A 14,911-nucleotide genomic window follows, 5' to 3' on the forward strand; every position below is an offset into this window, starting at 1 on the left:
TACGTTTCGCTATCCGTGAAGGTGGCCGTACAGTTGGTGCTGGTGTAGTAGCTAAAATCATCGCGTAATAGCGACTTTAGTGAACACTGAAAAAGGAAGCTTCGGCTTCCTTTTTTGTTTTTAGGAATAAATCAGACAATCTGCTAGCATAAACGCATAAATTGTGTAAAATGCGCCGCAATTGATTGTGAAAAGACTTTCTGAAGACTATTTACACAATGGGCTTGATCTCCAATAGAAGATCTGTATAATTGCCCTCTCGCTGACATGTGCAGCGAAAATATTTGTTTAACCTTTTAGGTTATTCATATTCATAGCGACTCCGATTGGGAGTCGAACGGTTAAATCATCTCGCTCTGCTTTTCCAGAAAGGAAAAAGCTAGAGGGTGATTTTTTATGTGTCCATTTTAGGAGCTCTGGTCAATGCAGAACCAAAGAATCCGTATCCGCTTGAAAGGCTTTGATCATCGTTTGATTGATCAGTCTACAGCGGAAATCGTTGAAACTGCTAAGCGTACAGGCGCGCAGGTACGTGGTCCTATTCCACTACCAACACGCAAAGAGCGTTATACCGTTTTGATCTCTCCGCACGTTAATAAAGATGCACGTGATCAGTACGAAATTCGTACCCACAAGCGTTTAGTTGACATCGTAGAGCCAACAGAAAAGACTGTAGACGCATTAATGCGTTTAGATCTTGCGGCTGGTGTCGACGTTCAGATTAGCTTAGGTTAATTGAGATCCTTAGAAGAGGTTTGAGAGATGGCTATCGGTCTTATTGGTCGTAAAGTGGGTATGACTCGCATCTTCACAGAAGATGGTACGTCAATCCCTGTAACAGTAATTGAAATTGCTGGCAACCGCGTTACTCAAGTGAAAACTTTAGAAACTGACGGCTACCGCGCACTTCAAGTGACTACTGGTACCAAAAAAGCCAATCGCATCACCAAAGCAGAAGCAGGTCATTTTGCCAAGGGCGGCGTAGAAGCCGGTCGTGGTTTATGGGAATTGCGTTTAGCAGATGGTGAAGGCGAAGGCATTGAAGTTGGTGCTGAGCTTAATGTTGATATTTTCGCAGAAGTTGTGAAAGTAGATGTTACTGGTCAATCAAAAGGTAAGGGCTTCCAAGGCGGTATTAAACGCTGGAACTTCCGTACTCAAGATGCGACTCACGGTAACTCATTGGCGCACCGCGCGAACGGTTCTATTGGTCAGAACCAAACGCCTGGTCGTGTATTCAAAGGCAAAAAAATGTCAGGTCATATGGGTGCTGAGCAAGTAACTACTCAAAATCTACACGTTGTACGTGTTGATGCAGAGCGTAACTTGTTATTAGTACGCGGCGCAGTTCCAGGCGCTACCAATGGTGATCTAATCATTAAGCCTGCAGTTAAAGCTTAGGTCTGAGGAGATAGTAATGGAATTGGTATTGAAAGACGCGCAAAGCGCTCTTGAAGTTTCCGAAACTACCTTCGGCCGTGACTTTAACGAGGCACTGGTTCATCAGGTAGTTGTAGCTTACGCTGCAAACGCACGTCAGGGCACTCGTGCTCAAAAGACTCGTGCGGAAGTAACTGGCTCTGGTAAAAAACCATGGCGCCAGAAAGGCACAGGCCGCGCTCGTGCCGGTAGTGTTAAAGGCCCAATCTGGCGTGGCGGTGGCGTAACATTCGCTGCTAAAACCCAAGATCACAGCCAAAAAGTTAACAAGAAGATGTACCGTGGTGCTCTTAAGAGCATTCTGTCTGAATTGGTACGTCAAGAGCGTTTAGTTGTTGTTGAATCATTTAGTGTTGAAGCTCCTAAAACTAAAGAGCTTAAAGCTAAATTAGCAGCAATGAACTTAGAAGACGTTCTAATTGTTACAGCTGAAGTTGATGAGAATTTATTCTTAGCAGCTCGCAACTTATACAAAGTTGACGTACGTGACGTAGCGGGTCTAGACCCAGTTAGTCTAATTGCGTTCAACACTGTTCTTGTTACTGCTGATGCAGTGAAGCAAATCGAGGAGATGCTAGCATGATCCGCGAAGAACGTTTGCTAAAAGTGATTCTAGCACCACATATCTCTGAAAAGAGTACTGTAGTCGCTGAGAAGAACAACACTGTAGTTTTCCGCGTAGCAATCGATGCGACTAAAGCAGAGATCAAAGCTGCAGTAGCGAAGCTATTTGAAGTTGAAGTAGATTCAGTTCGTACTTTAGTTAACAAAGGCAAAACCAAACGTACCGGTGGCCGTGTAGGTCGTCGTAGCGATTGGAAAAAAGCTTATGTAACTTTAGTTGCGGGTGCTGACATCGATTTCGTCGGCGGCGCTGAGTAAGCATAGGAGAATTATCATGGCAGTTATTAAGTGTAAGCCAACCTCTCCAGGTCGTCGCCACGTAGTTAAAGTGGTGAATACGGACCTGCATAAGGGTAAACCTTTTGCTGGCCTGTTGGCGAGAAAAACCAAAAGTGGTGGCCGTAACAATACTGGTCGTATCACTGTACGCCACGTAGGTGGTGGACATAAGCAGCACTATCGTTTAATCGACTTTAAACGCGATAAAGATGGTATCCCTGCGAAAGTTGAACGTCTTGAATACGATCCAAACCGTACAGCGCACATTGCGTTAGTACTGTATGCAGATGGTGAACGTCGTTATATTCTTGCTGCTAAAGGCATGAAAGCTGGCGACCCAATCAAATCTGGTTTGGATGCAGAAATCAAGACTGGTAACGCTATGCCGTTACGCAACATTCCTGTCGGTTCAGTTGTACACGCTGTTGAAATGAAGCCTGGTAAAGGCGCTCAGATCGCACGTTCAGCTGGTGCTTATGTACAAGTTGTTGCTCGTGATGGTGCCTACGCAACTCTACGTCTTCGCTCTGGCGAAATGCGTAAAGTTCCAGTAGATTGCCGCGCGACATTTGGTGAAGTTGGTAATGCCGAACACATGCTACGCCAGTTAGGCAAAGCAGGTGCTAAGCGCTGGAGAGGCATACGCCCTACAGTGCGTGGTGTTGCAATGAACCCAGTAGACCATCCACATGGTGGTGGTGAAGGCCGTACTTCTGGTGGACGTCATCCAGTGAGTCCATGGGGTGTGCCAACTAAGGGTTATAAAACTCGTAGTAACAAGCGCACTGACAAGTACATCGTACGTCGTCGTAATAAATAAGTAAGAGGATTCGCCATGCCACGTTCTCTCAAGAAAGGTCCCTTCATTGACCTGCACTTGCTGAAGAAGGTAGAGAAAGCGATGGAAGCGGGAGATAAAAAGCCAATTAAAACTTGGTCTCGCCGCTCAATGATCATCCCTAATATGATTGGGTTGACCATCGCTGTCCATAATGGTCGTCAGCACGTACCTGTGTTCGTAACTGACGAGATGATCGGCCACAAGCTTGGTGAATTTTCACCAACTCGCACTTATCGCGGCCATGCTGCAGATAAGAAAGCGAAGAAGCGTTAATACGGGAGGAATAAGATGGAAGTTTTAGCTAAACATCGTTTTGCTCGTACGTCTGCGCAGAAGGCCCGTCTAGTTGCTGATCAGATTCGTGGATTGCCAGTTTCTAAGGCCCTCGAGATTTTGACGTTCAGCCCAAAGAAAGCCGCCGTACTGGTTAAGAAAGTACTTGACTCAGCTATCGCAAACGCCGAACACAACGAAGGTGCGGATATTGATGAGCTTAAAGTTGGAGCCGTCTTCGTAGATGAAGGCCCAACAATGAAGCGTATCATGCCACGTGCCAAAGGCCGCGCTGATCGTATCATGAAGCGTACCAGCCACATCACTGTGGTTGTAGCAGATCGCTAGGAGAAGAGAGCAATGGGACAGAAAGTACATCCTAATGGTATCCGTCTGGGTATCACCAAGCCTTGGATCTCTACCTGGTACGCCGATAAATCAGATTATGCAAATAATCTGAACAGCGACTGGGAAGTGCGTCAATATTTAACTGCAAAGTTAAAAGCCGCATCAGTATCTAAGATTGTTATCGAACGCCCAGCGAAAAGCATCCGCGTTACGATTCACACTGCCCGTCCAGGTGTTGTGATTGGTAAGAAAGGTGAAGACGTTGAAGTATTACGTGCACATGTGTCTAAAATCACAGGCACTACTGCTCAAATCAACATCGCTGAAATCCGTAAACCTGAATTAGACGCTAAGTTAGTTGCTGACTCTATTGCTCAGCAATTAGAACGTCGTGTTATGTTCCGTCGTGCTATGAAGCGCGCAGTTCAAAACGCAATGCGCATTGGTGCTCAAGGTATCAAAGTTCAAGTGAGCGGCCGTTTAGGTGGCGCTGAAATCGCACGTGCTGAATGGTATCGTGAAGGTCGTGTACCTTTACATACATTACGTGCTGATATCGACTACTCAACTGCAGAAAGTCACACGCAATATGGTGTGATTGGTATTAAAGTTTGGATCTTCAAAGGCGAAGTTCTAGACGGTTTAATACCTGCTATTGAAGAGCCAAAGCAGCAACCTAAGCGTAAGCCTCGTGGTAAATAGGAGAAACTTTTATGCTGCAACCTAAACGTATGAAGTTTCGCAAGATGTTCAAGGGCCGCAACCGTGGTCTAGCGAACGGTACTGAAGTTAGCTTTGGTACTTTCGGTTTGAAAGCAGTCGGCCGTGGCCGTTTAACTGCACGTCAAATTGAATCTGCACGTCGTGCCATGACACGTCATGTTAAACGTCAAGGACAAATTTGGATTCGAGTTTTCCCTGACAAGCCAATTACCTCTAAGCCTCTTGAAGTGCGTATGGGTAAAGGTAAAGGTAACGTTGAATACTGGGTATGTCAGATTCAACCTGGTAAGGTTCTTTATGAGATGGGTGGTGTACCTGAAGCTTTGGCTCGTGAAGCCTTCGCTTTGGCTTCTGCCAAACTTCCTTTAAAGACTACCTTCGTAACTAAGACGGTGATGTAATGAAAGCGAGCGAACTAAGAGAAAAGAGCGTTGAAGAACTTAACGCTGAATTACTTGGTCTGCTGCGTGAGCAGTTTAACCTGCGTATGCAACACGCTACTGGTCAATTGACTCAAACGAATCAATTGAAACTAGTGCGTCGTAACATTGCACGTGTTAAGACCATTATTACTTCTAAGGCAGGTGCGTAATGTCTGATAAAACCCGTACTTTGCAAGGTAAAGTTGTAAGCAACAAGATGGAAAAATCTATCACTGTTGCTATTGAACGCCAAGTGAAACACCCTATTTATGGGAAGTACATTAAGCGTACAACTAAGATCCATGCACATGACGAAACTAATCAGTGTAATGAAGGTGACATCGTGACAATTAGTCAGTGTCGTCCTCTATCTAAGACTAAGTCTTGGACACTAGCTGAAGTAGTAACAAAAGCCTAATTTTTATTAGGATAACGTAAACGGCTCCAGAATTTGGGGCCGTTTGTTTTTTTTGCTATGCATTCGTAAAATGTGGTGTTATACTTGCGCGCCATTTTTGAGTAAATTATTGCTTAAATTTGGTTCAAAATATACTCCCATAGTGGGATTGTGTAGTAACGATAGCGGAGCACTTGAAATGATCCAAATGCAATCGACTCTAGACGTCGCATGTAACAGCGGCGCACGCAGAGTTCAGTGTATTAAGGTCTTGGGTGGCTCTCATCGTCGTTATGCCGGTATCGGCGACATCATTAAAGTTTCTGTTAAAGAAGCAATTCCTCGCGCTAAAGCGAAGAAAGGTGATGTATATAACGCGGTGGTAGTCCGTACTAAGAAAGGCGTACGTCGTCCAGACGGTTCTGTCATTCGCTTCGATCGGAATGCAGCGGTATTGCTTAACGCAAACCTTGCACCGATTGGTACTCGTATCTTTGGCCCAGTGACACGTGAATTGCGTAATGATAAATTCATGAAAATTGTCTCGCTGGCACCAGAAGTACTGTAAGGAGCTTCAAAATGGCAGCTAAAATCCGTCGTGAAGACGAAGTAGTAATATTAGCAGGTAAAGACAAGGGTAAACGCGCTAAGGTTTCTCAAGTTCTACCTACTGGTAAATTAATTGTTGAAGGCATCAATCTAGTTAAAAAGCACCAGAAGCCAAACCCACAATTGGGCGTGACTGGCGGCGTTATCGAGAAAGAAGCACCGATACAAGCATCAAACGTTGCGATCTTTAACCAAGCCACAGGCAAGGCGGATCGTGTTGGTTTCCGATTTGAAGACGGTAAAAAAGTCCGTTTCTTTAAGTCGAACAGCGAACTCGTTAAGTAATTTGGAGTAAACGATGGCGAAACTGCATGATAAATATCAAGAGACTGTGGTCGCTGAACTAGCTAAAAAGTTCGGTTATAGCAGTGTCATGCAAGTCCCTCGGATTGAGAAAATCACCCTTAATATGGGTGTTGGCGAAGCTGTTGCAGATAAGAAAGTTATGGAGCATGCGCTTCGTGACATGACTGCAATCGCTGGTCAAAAACCAATTGTAACTGTTGCTCGTAAATCAGTTGCTGGTTTTAAAATCCGTGAAGGCTACCCTATTGGCTGTAAAGTTACCCTACGCGGTGAGCGTATGTGGGAATTTTTAGAGCGTCTAGTTGACATTGCAATTCCACGTATTCGTGACTTCCGTGGCTTAAGCGCTAAAGCGTTTGACGGCCGTGGTAACTACGCAATGGGTGTGAAAGAGCAGATCATCTTCCCAGAAATCGATTACGATAAAATCGATAAAATTCGCGGTATGGATATTGTTATCACTACCACTGCGAAGAATGACGAAGAAGGTCGTGCTTTGTTGACCGCTTTTAACTTCCCATTTAAGAAATAAGGGTAGCATAATGGCTAAAACATCTATGAAAGCACGTGAAGCAAAACGTGCGCAGCTCGTAGCTAAGTTCGCTGAGAAGCGTCTAGCACTTAAAGCTACTATCAGTAACCCAGAGTCTTCTGACGAAGATCGTTGGGATGCTGTGCTTAAGTTGCAAGCACTACCACGTGATTCAAGCGCATCGCGTCAACGCAATCGCTGTAATCAAACTGGTCGCCCACATGGCGTTTTACGTAAATTCGGCTTAAGCCGTATTAAATTACGTGAAGCAACTATGCGCGGTGAAGTTCCTGGTCTACGTAAGGCCAGCTGGTAAGCACTTGTCACGGAGTAAGCTAATATGAGCATGCAAGATCCTATTGCGGATATGTTAACCCGTATTCGTAACGGCCAAGCTGCTAACCACGTATCTGTAAAGATGCCTTCAGCTAAGTTAAAAGTAGCAATCGCGAAATTACTTAAAGATGAAGGTTTCATTACTGACTACGCCGTAGCAGATGAAGCTAAGCCTGAATTAGAAATTACATTAAAGTATTTTCAAGGCAAACCAGTCGTTGAGACTATCCAGCGCGTAAGCCGTCCTGGTCTTCGTATTTACAAAGGTAAAGACGAACTTCCAAAGGTTATGGGCGGTCTGGGTATCGCAATTGTGTCCACTTCTCAAGGCTTGATGACTGATCGTGCCGCCCGCCAATTTGGCTCGGGTGGCGAGGTTATCTGCTACGTAGCGTAAGGAGTTAGTAATGTCTCGTGTTGCAAAGGCACCAGTCACTATCCCTGCTGGCGTAGAGGTGACTATAAGCGAACAGACTTTAACCGTTAAAGGCGGTAAAGGAAGTCTGACTCGAGTAATCAATAATGCGGTTAATGTTGTTATTGAAGATGCACAAATAAAGTTCCTACCTGTTGAAGGCGTTTCTGACGCTTGGGCACAGGCTGGTACTACTCGTGCACTAGTAAACAATATGATTGTTGGTGTATCTCAAGGTTTTGTGAGAAAACTTAAATTGGTTGGCGTTGGTTACCGTGCAAAGATTGCTGGTAGCGACTTAGACCTGACATTAGGTTTTTCACATCCATTAGTACACAAACTTCCCGCAGGCGTAACTGCTGAATGTCCTAGTCAAACTGAAATCGTCCTAACAGGCGTTGATAAACAGTTAGTAGGTCAAACTGCAGCCAACATTCGTGGCTATCGTCCACCAGAGCCTTACAAAGGCAAAGGTGTTCGCTATGACGACGAAGTTGTACGCCGTAAAGAGGCTAAGAAGAAGTAGGTAACGCGATATGGATAAGAAAACATCTCGCTTACGTCGCGCGTTACGTGCACGTAAGAAGATCCAAGAGCTAGGCGTGAACCGTCTGGTTGTACATCGTACACCGCGTCACATCTATGCTCAGGTGATCAGTCCTGAATTTAAGGTGTTAGCTGCTGCGTCAACTGTTGAAAAAACAGTTAAAGAGCAACTAAAGAGTACCGGAAACGTAGATGCGGCCAAAGCAGTGGGTAAAACTGTTGCTGAGCGTGCGATCGAGAAGGGCGTAGCTATTGTTGCGTTCGACCGTTCTGGATTCAAGTATCATGGCCGTGTAGCTGCTCTTGCAGATGCCGCTCGTGAAGCTGGCCTGAAATTCTAAGGGGTTATAAAATGGCTAAATTAGAAGCTCAGCAAAAAGACGATCTGCAAGAGAAATTGATTGCAGTTAATCGTGTTTCTAAAGTCGTTAAGGGCGGTCGTATCTTTAGCTTCACAGCACTAACAGTAGTGGGTGACGGTAACGGTAAGATCGGCTATGGCTATGGAAAAGCGCGTGAAGTTCCAGCTGCTATTCAAAAAGCAATGGAAAAAGCCCGTCGTAACATGGTAACCGTGGAGTTGAATGCAGGTACTTTGCATCACCCAGTTAAAGGTCGCCATACTGGTTCAAAAGTTTATATGCAACCAGCATCACAGGGTACCGGTATTATTGCCGGTGGCGCAATGCGTGCCGTATTAGAAGTTGCAGGCGTTCATAACGTTCTGTCAAAAGCATACGGTTCTACTAACCCGATCAACATCGTTCGCGCAACTGTCGATGCGTTGGTGCACATGAAGTCACCAGCTCAAATCGCAGCAAAACGTGGCCTGAATGTTGATGAAATTCGGGGGTAATGCACCATGGCTACTAAAACTTTAAAAGTAACACAGACTAAAAGCAGCATCGGTCGTTTACCAAAACACCGTGCTACCCTAACCGGTTTAGGTCTGCGTCGTATTGGTCACACTGTTGAAGTTGAAGATACTCCTTCAGTTCGCGGTATGATCAATAAGGTGTACTACATGGTTTCGGTGGAGGAATAAGATAATGCGTCTAAATACTCTATCTCCAGCAGCAGGTTCTAAATCTGCTCCTAAGCGTGTAGGCCGTGGTATTGGTTCAGGTTTAGGTAAAACAGCGGGGCGCGGCCATAAAGGTCAGAAGTCTCGTTCAGGCGGCGGCGTTCGCGTCGGTTTTGAAGGTGGTCAAATGCCGCTTAAGATCCGTCTACCTAAGTTTGGTTTTACCTCGCGTCGCGCTTTGGTAACAGCTGAAGTTCGTTTACTCGAACTAGCAAAAGTTAACGGTGATGTTGTCGATTTGAATGCACTGAAAGATGCGAACGTTATTACTCGCAACATCCAGTTTGCGAAAATCGTTCTTTCAGGTACCATTGACCGCCCAGTGACTGTAAAAGGTCTAAAGGTAACCAAAGGTGCTCGTGCAGCTATTGAAGCTGCCGGTGGCAAGATCGAGGAATAATACGTCGATGGCAAAACCAGGACTTGATTTAAAAAGCGCGAAAGGCGGTTTCTCTGAACTGAAAACTCGTCTTCTGTTCGTGATTGGTGCGATTATCGTCTTTAGAGCCGGTTCGTTCGTGCCAATTCCTGGTATTGACGCAGCTGTATTAGCAGAGCTTTTTGCTCAGCAGAAAGATACCATCCTTGGCATGTTTAACATGTTCTCGGGTGGTGCTTTAGAGCGTGCTTCTATCTTCGCATTAGGTATAATGCCGTATATTTCGGCATCTATTATCATGCAGTTATTGACTGTTGTGCATCCTGCACTAGCTGAATTGAAAAAAGAAGGCGAATCAGGGCGTAAAAAAATCAGTCAATATACTCGATATGGCACACTTGTGTTGGGTACATTGCAATCTATCGGTATTGCAACGGGTTTACCAAATCTCATGCCTGGCCTTGTTGCCAATCCTGGATTTGGTTTCTACTTTGTTGCTGTTGTCAGTTTAGTTACTGGAACGATGTTCCTAATGTGGCTAGGCGAACAAATTACCGAACGTGGTATTGGTAATGGTATCTCGATTTTAATTTTCGCAGGTATTGTTGCAGGTTTACCATCGGCTATCGGCTCAACAGCCGAGCAAGCTCGTCAAGGTGACATGAATGTATTAGTACTACTGTTGCTCGCGGTAATCGTATTTGCTGTAACTTATTTAGTGGTATTTGTGGAACGTGGTCAACGTCGTATCGTCGTTAACTACGCTAAACGCCAACAAGGCCGAAAGGTTTTTGCAGCGCAAAGCACTCACTTACCATTAAAAGTGAACATGGCAGGTGTGATTCCACCAATTTTTGCATCCAGCATTATTTTGTTTCCAGGCACACTGGCTCAGTGGTTTGGTCAAAATGAGTCTATGTCATGGTTAAGCGATTTCGCTTTAGCTGTGTCCCCTGGGCAACCGCTGTATTCATTATTGTACGCGACAGCAATCATCTTTTTCTGTTTCTTCTATACTGCGTTGGTTTTCAATCCACGCGAAACAGCGGATAATCTGAAAAAGAGTGGTGCATTCATTCCTGGGATCCGTCCCGGAGAACAGACTTCGCGTTACATAGATAAAGTCATGACACGCTTAACCTTAGCGGGTGCGTTGTACATTACCTTTATCTGCTTAATTCCGGAGTTCATGTTAATTGCGTGGAAAGTACAGTTCTATTTTGGCGGTACTTCACTACTAATTATTGTAGTCGTAATCATGGACTTCATGGCTCAGGTTCAGACCCATATGATGTCTCATCAGTATGAGTCTGTGATGAAGAAAGCTAATCTTGTGAACAAAGCGAACTTAGATCGCTTTGGTAAATAAGATTACTTTGACGGAGTGATGAAATGAAAGTTCGAGCTTCCGTGAAGAAGATCTGCCGTAATTGCAAGATCGTCAAGCGTAGTGGCGTTGTTCGCGTTATCTGTGTTGAACCAAAACACAAACAGCGTCAAGGCTAAGAAAGAATTTTGGTCAGCTCAATAATGGGCTGACTAAAAATATTGTTTGCAAATCTGTCGTCTGTCGAGTATCCTTTCGGGCTTTTCGCAGATGGCCTTTAACTTTAAGGAGTGCATAGTGGCCCGTATCGCTGGCATTAACATTCCTGATCAAAAGCATACAGTCATTGCATTGACTGCAATCTTTGGTATTGGACGTACACGCGCTAGAGCAATCTGCGCATCTACTTCAATTGCTGAAGACGCTAAGATCAAGGAATTGAGCGAAGCTCAAATAGATATCCTACGCGAAGAAGTCGCCAAATACACTGTAGAAGGTGACTTGCGTCGTGAGATTTCAATGAACATCAAACGTCTTATGGACCTTGGTTGTTATCGTGGTCTCCGCCATCGTCGTAGCCTGCCTCTTCGTGGGCAACGTACTAAGACCAATGCGCGTACGCGTAAAGGTCCACGTAAACCAATAAGAAAGTAACGGGAAGGTAAACCAAAATGGCTAAAGTTCCGTCACGTTCTCCGCGTAAGCGCGTACGTAAACAGGTTGCAGATGGCATGGCTCATATCCATGCTTCTTTCAACAACACAATTGTCACCATTACAGATCGTCAAGGTAATGCGTTGTCATGGGCTACCTCAGGTGGTTCTGGTTTCCGTGGTTCACGTAAATCAACACCATTCGCTGCACAGGTAGCTGCTGAGCGTGCAGGTATTGCTGCTCAAGACTACGGTGTTAAAAACCTTGAAGTTTTCGTGAAGGGTCCAGGTCCAGGTCGTGAATCAGCCATTCGTGCGCTGAACGCTGTTGGTTATAAAATAACTAACATTACCGATGTGACGCCTATCCCTCATAATGGCTGTCGTCCACCTAAAAAACGTCGTGTATAACACTGCGTATATAGGATAGTTGGAGAAAGATCATGGCAAGATACTTGGGTCCTAAGCTCAAGCTCAGCCGCAGAGAAGGTACAGACCTTTTCCTAAAAAGCGGTGTGAGAGCAATCGATTCGAAGTGTAAGCTTGAAGCTGCACCAGGACAACATGGCGCACGTAAGCCACGTTTGTCTGAGTACGGTTTACAGCTACGCGAGAAACAAAAAGTTCGTCGTATTTACGGTGTGTTAGAAAAGCAATTCCGTAACTACTATAAAGAAGCTGCACGTCTAAAAGGTAATACTGGTGAAAACCTATTACAACTTTTAGAAGTCCGCCTAGATAACGTCGTTTATCGTATGGGTTTCGGTTCTACTCGTGCAGAATCACGTCAGCTAGTAAGCCATAAATCTGTTATGGTTAACGGTCGTGTTGTTAACATTCCGTCATTCAAAGTGTCTGCGAATGATGTTGTAAGCATCCGTGAAAAGTCACGTACTCAAGCTCGTATTAAAGCGGCTTTAGAAGTGGCTGGTCAACGCGAGAAGCCTACATGGGTAGAAGTCGACAATGCGAAAATGGAAGGTGCTTTCAAGCGCGTTCCAGAACGTAGCGATTTGTCTGCGGATATTAACGAACAGCTGATCGTCGAGCTTTACTCTAAGTAAAGCTAACAAACAAGAGAGGACACAATGCAGGGTTCTGTTACAGAATTTCTTAAACCGCGTCTCGTTGATATTGAGCAGGTTAATTCAACTCGCGCCAAAGTTACACTAGAGCCACTCGAACGTGGTTTTGGCCATACCTTAGGTAACGCGTTGCGTCGCATCCTATTGTCGTCTATGCCAGGCTGTGCAGTTACTGAAGTCGAAATTGACGGAGTACTGCATGAGTACAGCAGTAAGGAAGGCGTACAAGAAGATATCCTTGAGATATTGCTTAATCTTAAGGGATTAGCAGTGACTATCGAGGGTAAAGACGAGGCTTTGCTTACATTAAGCAAGTCCGGCACAGGCCCTGTTACAGCAGCAGATATCACACATGATGGTGATGTTACCATTATGAATCCTGATCATGTTATCTGTCACTTGACCGGTAATAATGATATCAGCATGCGTATCCGCGTTGAGCGTGGTCGTGGTTATGTGCCAGCTTCGGCTCGTGCACAAACTGAAGACGACGATCGCCCAATTGGTCGCCTGTTGGTTGATGCTTCATTCTCACCTGTAGCTCGCATTGCTTATAATGTTGAAGCTGCTCGTGTAGAACAGCGTACTGACTTAGATAAACTTGTGATTGATATGACCACTAATGGTACTATTGATCCTGAGGAAGCAATTCGTCGTTCTGCAACTATTTTAGCTGAACAGCTAGATGCGTTTGTTGAATTACGTGATGTTACTGAGCAGGCTGTTGTAGAAGAGAAACCGGAGTTTGATCCGATTTTGCTGCGTCCTGTCGACGATTTAGAGCTAACTGTACGTTCGGCTAACTGTTTAAAAGCCGAAGCGATTCATTACATCGGAGATCTGGTACAACGCACTGAAGTTGAGTTGCTTAAGACCCCTAACTTAGGTAAGAAGTCTCTTACGGAAATTAAGGATGTTTTAGCGTCTCGCGGACTGTCGTTAGGTATGCGTCTTGAAAACTGGCCTCCAGCTAGTTTAGCAGACGACCTATAAGTCTCAGGTTAGTACAGATTTAGGTTATAAGGATTAGGTCATGCGCCATCGTAAGAGTGGTCGTCAACTAAACCGCAACAGCAGTCATCGTCAAGCTATGTTTCGTAACATGGCTTGTTCAATAGTTCGTCATGAGATTATCAAGACAACTACTGTTAAAGCGAAAGAACTGCGTCGCGTAGTTGAACCTCTAATAACACTTGCTAAAGTTGACAGCGTTGCAAATCGCCGTTTAGCTTTCGCTCGTACCCGCGACGCTGAAGTTGTAGGTAAGTTATTTACTGAATTGGGTCCACGCTTCCAGGATCGTCCTGGCGGTTACACCCGTATTCTTAAGTGTGGCCTACGTGCCGGTGATAAAGCCCCAATGGCTTACATCGAGTTAGTAGGTCGCCCTGAAGCTGCTGAGTAATTTTAATTACTCAACTAAAAACCGAGCTTAGGCTCGGTTTTTTTATACCTACATTTTCTTCCTGAAATGTAATTCACAATCTTGGTTTTATCTTTGATGACTTATATTTCAACCACAGCCAGAACCCCTTCATACATAGTTTTGTTTCAATTTTATTAAATCCTATTCCGCTTTGATAAGTGATGACTCAGTGATAGTTTAAAAGAGCTTAAACAAGGCGTATGAGTGAATGGGTAGTCGTCTTCTTTCTATGCCATACACCGCGGTCTAAGCCTTTTAAAACTCGACAGAAAGGAATCTTACAGTATCTTTTTGTTATGTGTGCTCGCTATTCGAAATGGGAACAATTACGATGTAGCCACGCCTTAATCAATAAGCGCAGGACGCATTCTGAGTGGTGACTTATTAATGCGGATTGGTATAAAACAAACCTTAATTCTGTTGCGCATCAATCTTGTTATTGTTCTAGCAGTAGCAGAACCCATTACCATAGTCATAGTATATAGGTGCTTGTATATGGGGCATGATTTATAGCACTCGTCTTTACTATTGTTACAGATTACTGCCATGTTGGTTCCATGACCAGGTTTAGCTAATTTTGATAGCTAATTTTTAAAGTTAATTTTAGTTTTTTTTTACCAGAAAAATCACGCTTTATCACAAGCTAGAACCATTAAACGAGTTTTCTTAAGCTTTAATTTCGATGATTTTTATACTCCATGACTGCCTAATCTCTATTAGATATTTTGATGTTTCTTTTGTATGCGTCTAGCAAAGTACACCTAGCATCGATGCTCTGATTGTCTAAAAATACCTGCTTAATGATAAATTTGGAGCAGGTGATGAAAACATACAGAACAACTACTCAGTGGCAGATGCTACTTCAA

General features: G+C 44.4%; 29 protein-coding genes. All 29 read left to right on the plus strand.

Features of this window, described 5'->3' with window-relative positions:
- Positions 1-68, plus strand: a 68-nt coding sequence (locus AC19MV_RS22170) for an EF-Tu C-terminal domain-related protein (protein ID WP_199734358.1), incomplete at its 5' end; no start/stop codon positions are given.
- Between the two features lie 355 nt (positions 69-423).
- Positions 424-735 carry a 30S ribosomal protein S10 gene (gene rpsJ, locus AC19MV_RS22175; RefSeq protein ID WP_011635639.1) on the plus strand — a complete coding sequence of 104 codons (312 nt, stop codon included), beginning with the start codon at positions 424-426 and terminating at the stop codon, positions 733-735.
- A 27-nt stretch (positions 736-762) separates the two neighbouring features.
- Entirely contained in the window at positions 763-1,401 is a 639-nt protein-coding gene (gene rplC / locus AC19MV_RS22180; RefSeq protein ID WP_188959286.1) for a 50S ribosomal protein L3, read from the plus strand.
- 16 nt (positions 1,402-1,417) lie between these two features.
- Positions 1,418-2,023: a 50S ribosomal protein L4 gene (gene rplD, locus AC19MV_RS22185; RefSeq protein WP_160056445.1), complete on the plus strand. Its 606-nt coding sequence runs from the start codon at positions 1,418-1,420 to the stop codon at positions 2,021-2,023.
- The gene (gene rplW / locus AC19MV_RS22190) at positions 2,020-2,322 is read left to right on the plus strand and encodes a 50S ribosomal protein L23 (RefSeq protein WP_498309981.1); all 303 of its coding nucleotides are present in this window, start codon (positions 2,020-2,022) and stop codon (positions 2,320-2,322) included. The genes rplD and rplW overlap by 4 nt, the downstream gene beginning before the upstream one ends.
- 16 nt (positions 2,323-2,338) lie before the next feature.
- Positions 2,339-3,163: a 50S ribosomal protein L2 gene (gene rplB / locus AC19MV_RS22195; RefSeq protein WP_188959288.1), complete on the plus strand. Its 825-nt coding sequence runs from the start codon at positions 2,339-2,341 to the stop codon at positions 3,161-3,163.
- 15 nt (positions 3,164-3,178) lie between these two features.
- Complete coding sequence (gene rpsS / locus AC19MV_RS22200) at positions 3,179-3,457, plus strand: 30S ribosomal protein S19 (protein ID WP_006083596.1); 279 nt, start codon at positions 3,179-3,181, stop codon at positions 3,455-3,457.
- Positions 3,458-3,472: 15 nt separating this feature from the next.
- Positions 3,473-3,805 (plus strand): 50S ribosomal protein L22, encoded by a 333-nt coding sequence (rplV, locus tag AC19MV_RS22205; protein ID WP_011635644.1) that lies wholly within the window; start codon positions 3,473-3,475, stop codon positions 3,803-3,805.
- Between the two features lie 12 nt (positions 3,806-3,817).
- A complete protein-coding gene (gene rpsC / locus AC19MV_RS22210) occupies positions 3,818-4,507 on the plus strand; it encodes a 30S ribosomal protein S3 (RefSeq protein WP_432405883.1) in 690 nt (229 codons plus the stop codon).
- A gap of 11 nt (positions 4,508-4,518) precedes the next feature.
- A complete protein-coding gene (rplP, locus tag AC19MV_RS22215) occupies positions 4,519-4,929 on the plus strand; it encodes a 50S ribosomal protein L16 (RefSeq protein WP_188959293.1) in 411 nt (136 codons plus the stop codon).
- Entirely contained in the window at positions 4,929-5,120 is a 192-nt protein-coding gene (gene rpmC, locus AC19MV_RS22220; RefSeq protein WP_006083592.1) for a 50S ribosomal protein L29, read from the plus strand. Before rplP ends, rpmC begins: the two co-directional genes overlap by 1 nt.
- Positions 5,120-5,368: a 30S ribosomal protein S17 gene (gene rpsQ, locus AC19MV_RS22225; protein WP_432405876.1), complete on the plus strand. Its 249-nt coding sequence runs from the start codon at positions 5,120-5,122 to the stop codon at positions 5,366-5,368. The genes rpmC and rpsQ overlap by 1 nt, the downstream gene beginning before the upstream one ends.
- Before the next feature lie 178 nt (positions 5,369-5,546).
- The gene (rplN, locus tag AC19MV_RS22230; RefSeq protein WP_011635649.1) at positions 5,547-5,915 is read left to right on the plus strand and encodes a 50S ribosomal protein L14; all 369 of its coding nucleotides are present in this window, start codon (positions 5,547-5,549) and stop codon (positions 5,913-5,915) included.
- A gap of 11 nt (positions 5,916-5,926) precedes the next feature.
- Entirely contained in the window at positions 5,927-6,241 is a 315-nt protein-coding gene (rplX, locus tag AC19MV_RS22235) for a 50S ribosomal protein L24 (RefSeq protein ID WP_432405872.1), read from the plus strand.
- A gap of 13 nt (positions 6,242-6,254) precedes the next feature.
- A complete protein-coding gene (rplE, locus tag AC19MV_RS22240; RefSeq protein WP_261299974.1) occupies positions 6,255-6,794 on the plus strand; it encodes a 50S ribosomal protein L5 in 540 nt (179 codons plus the stop codon).
- Between the two features lie 10 nt (positions 6,795-6,804).
- Positions 6,805-7,110, plus strand: a complete 306-nt coding sequence (gene rpsN / locus AC19MV_RS22245; protein ID WP_432405868.1) for a 30S ribosomal protein S14 — start codon at positions 6,805-6,807, stop codon at positions 7,108-7,110.
- A 24-nt stretch (positions 7,111-7,134) separates the two neighbouring features.
- Positions 7,135-7,527, plus strand: coding sequence for a 30S ribosomal protein S8 (gene rpsH / locus AC19MV_RS22250; protein ID WP_432405866.1), 393 nt, complete (start codon positions 7,135-7,137; stop codon positions 7,525-7,527).
- Positions 7,528-7,537: 10 nt separating this feature from the next.
- On the plus strand, positions 7,538-8,071 hold the full coding sequence (gene rplF / locus AC19MV_RS22255) for a 50S ribosomal protein L6 (protein WP_498299715.1): 534 nt from the start codon (positions 7,538-7,540) through the stop codon (positions 8,069-8,071).
- 10 nt (positions 8,072-8,081) lie between these two features.
- Positions 8,082-8,432 carry a 50S ribosomal protein L18 gene (gene rplR, locus AC19MV_RS22260; RefSeq protein ID WP_432405856.1) on the plus strand — a complete coding sequence of 117 codons (351 nt, stop codon included), beginning with the start codon at positions 8,082-8,084 and terminating at the stop codon, positions 8,430-8,432.
- A gap of 11 nt (positions 8,433-8,443) precedes the next feature.
- Positions 8,444-8,947 (plus strand): 30S ribosomal protein S5, encoded by a 504-nt coding sequence (rpsE, locus tag AC19MV_RS22265; RefSeq protein WP_011494651.1) that lies wholly within the window; start codon positions 8,444-8,446, stop codon positions 8,945-8,947.
- 6 nt (positions 8,948-8,953) lie between these two features.
- A complete protein-coding gene (gene rpmD, locus AC19MV_RS22270) occupies positions 8,954-9,136 on the plus strand; it encodes a 50S ribosomal protein L30 (RefSeq protein ID WP_137224586.1) in 183 nt (60 codons plus the stop codon).
- 4 nt (positions 9,137-9,140) lie between these two features.
- Complete coding sequence (gene rplO / locus AC19MV_RS22275; RefSeq protein ID WP_011635657.1) at positions 9,141-9,575, plus strand: 50S ribosomal protein L15; 435 nt, start codon at positions 9,141-9,143, stop codon at positions 9,573-9,575.
- Between the two features lie 7 nt (positions 9,576-9,582).
- Positions 9,583-10,923, plus strand: a complete 1,341-nt coding sequence (secY, locus tag AC19MV_RS22280; RefSeq protein WP_188926897.1) for a preprotein translocase subunit SecY — start codon at positions 9,583-9,585, stop codon at positions 10,921-10,923.
- Between the two features lie 23 nt (positions 10,924-10,946).
- Complete coding sequence (gene rpmJ / locus AC19MV_RS22285) at positions 10,947-11,060, plus strand: 50S ribosomal protein L36 (protein WP_006083579.1); 114 nt, start codon at positions 10,947-10,949, stop codon at positions 11,058-11,060.
- 118 nt (positions 11,061-11,178) lie between these two features.
- Positions 11,179-11,535, plus strand: a complete 357-nt coding sequence (gene rpsM, locus AC19MV_RS22290) for a 30S ribosomal protein S13 (RefSeq protein ID WP_011635660.1) — start codon at positions 11,179-11,181, stop codon at positions 11,533-11,535.
- Positions 11,536-11,552: 17 nt separating this feature from the next.
- On the plus strand, positions 11,553-11,945 hold the full coding sequence (gene rpsK, locus AC19MV_RS22295; protein ID WP_011635661.1) for a 30S ribosomal protein S11: 393 nt from the start codon (positions 11,553-11,555) through the stop codon (positions 11,943-11,945).
- 32 nt (positions 11,946-11,977) lie between these two features.
- Positions 11,978-12,598, plus strand: coding sequence for a 30S ribosomal protein S4 (gene rpsD / locus AC19MV_RS22300; RefSeq protein ID WP_432405849.1), 621 nt, complete (start codon positions 11,978-11,980; stop codon positions 12,596-12,598).
- A gap of 24 nt (positions 12,599-12,622) precedes the next feature.
- A complete protein-coding gene (locus AC19MV_RS22305) occupies positions 12,623-13,612 on the plus strand; it encodes a DNA-directed RNA polymerase subunit alpha (protein ID WP_160056417.1) in 990 nt (329 codons plus the stop codon).
- A gap of 40 nt (positions 13,613-13,652) precedes the next feature.
- A complete protein-coding gene (rplQ, locus tag AC19MV_RS22310; RefSeq protein ID WP_498309982.1) occupies positions 13,653-14,024 on the plus strand; it encodes a 50S ribosomal protein L17 in 372 nt (123 codons plus the stop codon).
- Positions 14,025-14,911: the final 887 nt, after the last annotated feature.

Source organism: Shewanella sp. MF05913 (genome assembly GCF_059758095.1).

Coding starts and splice junctions, on each gene's coding strand:
- rpsJ (WP_011635639.1), top strand. CDS start 424: ATGCAGAACCAAAGAATCCGTATCCGCTTGAAAGGCTTTGATCATCGT.
- rplC (WP_188959286.1), top strand. CDS start 763: ATGGCTATCGGTCTTATTGGTCGTAAAGTGGGTATGACTCGCATCTTC.
- rplD (WP_160056445.1), top strand. CDS start 1,418: ATGGAATTGGTATTGAAAGACGCGCAAAGCGCTCTTGAAGTTTCCGAA.
- rplW (WP_498309981.1), top strand. CDS start 2,020: ATGATCCGCGAAGAACGTTTGCTAAAAGTGATTCTAGCACCACATATC.
- rplB (WP_188959288.1), top strand. CDS start 2,339: ATGGCAGTTATTAAGTGTAAGCCAACCTCTCCAGGTCGTCGCCACGTA.
- rpsS (WP_006083596.1), top strand. CDS start 3,179: ATGCCACGTTCTCTCAAGAAAGGTCCCTTCATTGACCTGCACTTGCTG.
- rplV (WP_011635644.1), top strand. CDS start 3,473: ATGGAAGTTTTAGCTAAACATCGTTTTGCTCGTACGTCTGCGCAGAAG.
- rpsC (WP_432405883.1), top strand. CDS start 3,818: ATGGGACAGAAAGTACATCCTAATGGTATCCGTCTGGGTATCACCAAG.
- rplP (WP_188959293.1), top strand. CDS start 4,519: ATGCTGCAACCTAAACGTATGAAGTTTCGCAAGATGTTCAAGGGCCGC.
- rpmC (WP_006083592.1), top strand. CDS start 4,929: ATGAAAGCGAGCGAACTAAGAGAAAAGAGCGTTGAAGAACTTAACGCT.
- rpsQ (WP_432405876.1), top strand. CDS start 5,120: ATGTCTGATAAAACCCGTACTTTGCAAGGTAAAGTTGTAAGCAACAAG.
- rplN (WP_011635649.1), top strand. CDS start 5,547: ATGATCCAAATGCAATCGACTCTAGACGTCGCATGTAACAGCGGCGCA.
- rplX (WP_432405872.1), top strand. CDS start 5,927: ATGGCAGCTAAAATCCGTCGTGAAGACGAAGTAGTAATATTAGCAGGT.
- rplE (WP_261299974.1), top strand. CDS start 6,255: ATGGCGAAACTGCATGATAAATATCAAGAGACTGTGGTCGCTGAACTA.
- rpsN (WP_432405868.1), top strand. CDS start 6,805: ATGGCTAAAACATCTATGAAAGCACGTGAAGCAAAACGTGCGCAGCTC.
- rpsH (WP_432405866.1), top strand. CDS start 7,135: ATGAGCATGCAAGATCCTATTGCGGATATGTTAACCCGTATTCGTAAC.
- rplF (WP_498299715.1), top strand. CDS start 7,538: ATGTCTCGTGTTGCAAAGGCACCAGTCACTATCCCTGCTGGCGTAGAG.
- rplR (WP_432405856.1), top strand. CDS start 8,082: ATGGATAAGAAAACATCTCGCTTACGTCGCGCGTTACGTGCACGTAAG.
- rpsE (WP_011494651.1), top strand. CDS start 8,444: ATGGCTAAATTAGAAGCTCAGCAAAAAGACGATCTGCAAGAGAAATTG.
- rpmD (WP_137224586.1), top strand. CDS start 8,954: ATGGCTACTAAAACTTTAAAAGTAACACAGACTAAAAGCAGCATCGGT.
- rplO (WP_011635657.1), top strand. CDS start 9,141: ATGCGTCTAAATACTCTATCTCCAGCAGCAGGTTCTAAATCTGCTCCT.
- secY (WP_188926897.1), top strand. CDS start 9,583: ATGGCAAAACCAGGACTTGATTTAAAAAGCGCGAAAGGCGGTTTCTCT.
- rpmJ (WP_006083579.1), top strand. CDS start 10,947: ATGAAAGTTCGAGCTTCCGTGAAGAAGATCTGCCGTAATTGCAAGATC.
- rpsK (WP_011635661.1), top strand. CDS start 11,553: ATGGCTAAAGTTCCGTCACGTTCTCCGCGTAAGCGCGTACGTAAACAG.
- rpsD (WP_432405849.1), top strand. CDS start 11,978: ATGGCAAGATACTTGGGTCCTAAGCTCAAGCTCAGCCGCAGAGAAGGT.
- AC19MV_RS22305 (WP_160056417.1), top strand. CDS start 12,623: ATGCAGGGTTCTGTTACAGAATTTCTTAAACCGCGTCTCGTTGATATT.
- rplQ (WP_498309982.1), top strand. CDS start 13,653: ATGCGCCATCGTAAGAGTGGTCGTCAACTAAACCGCAACAGCAGTCAT.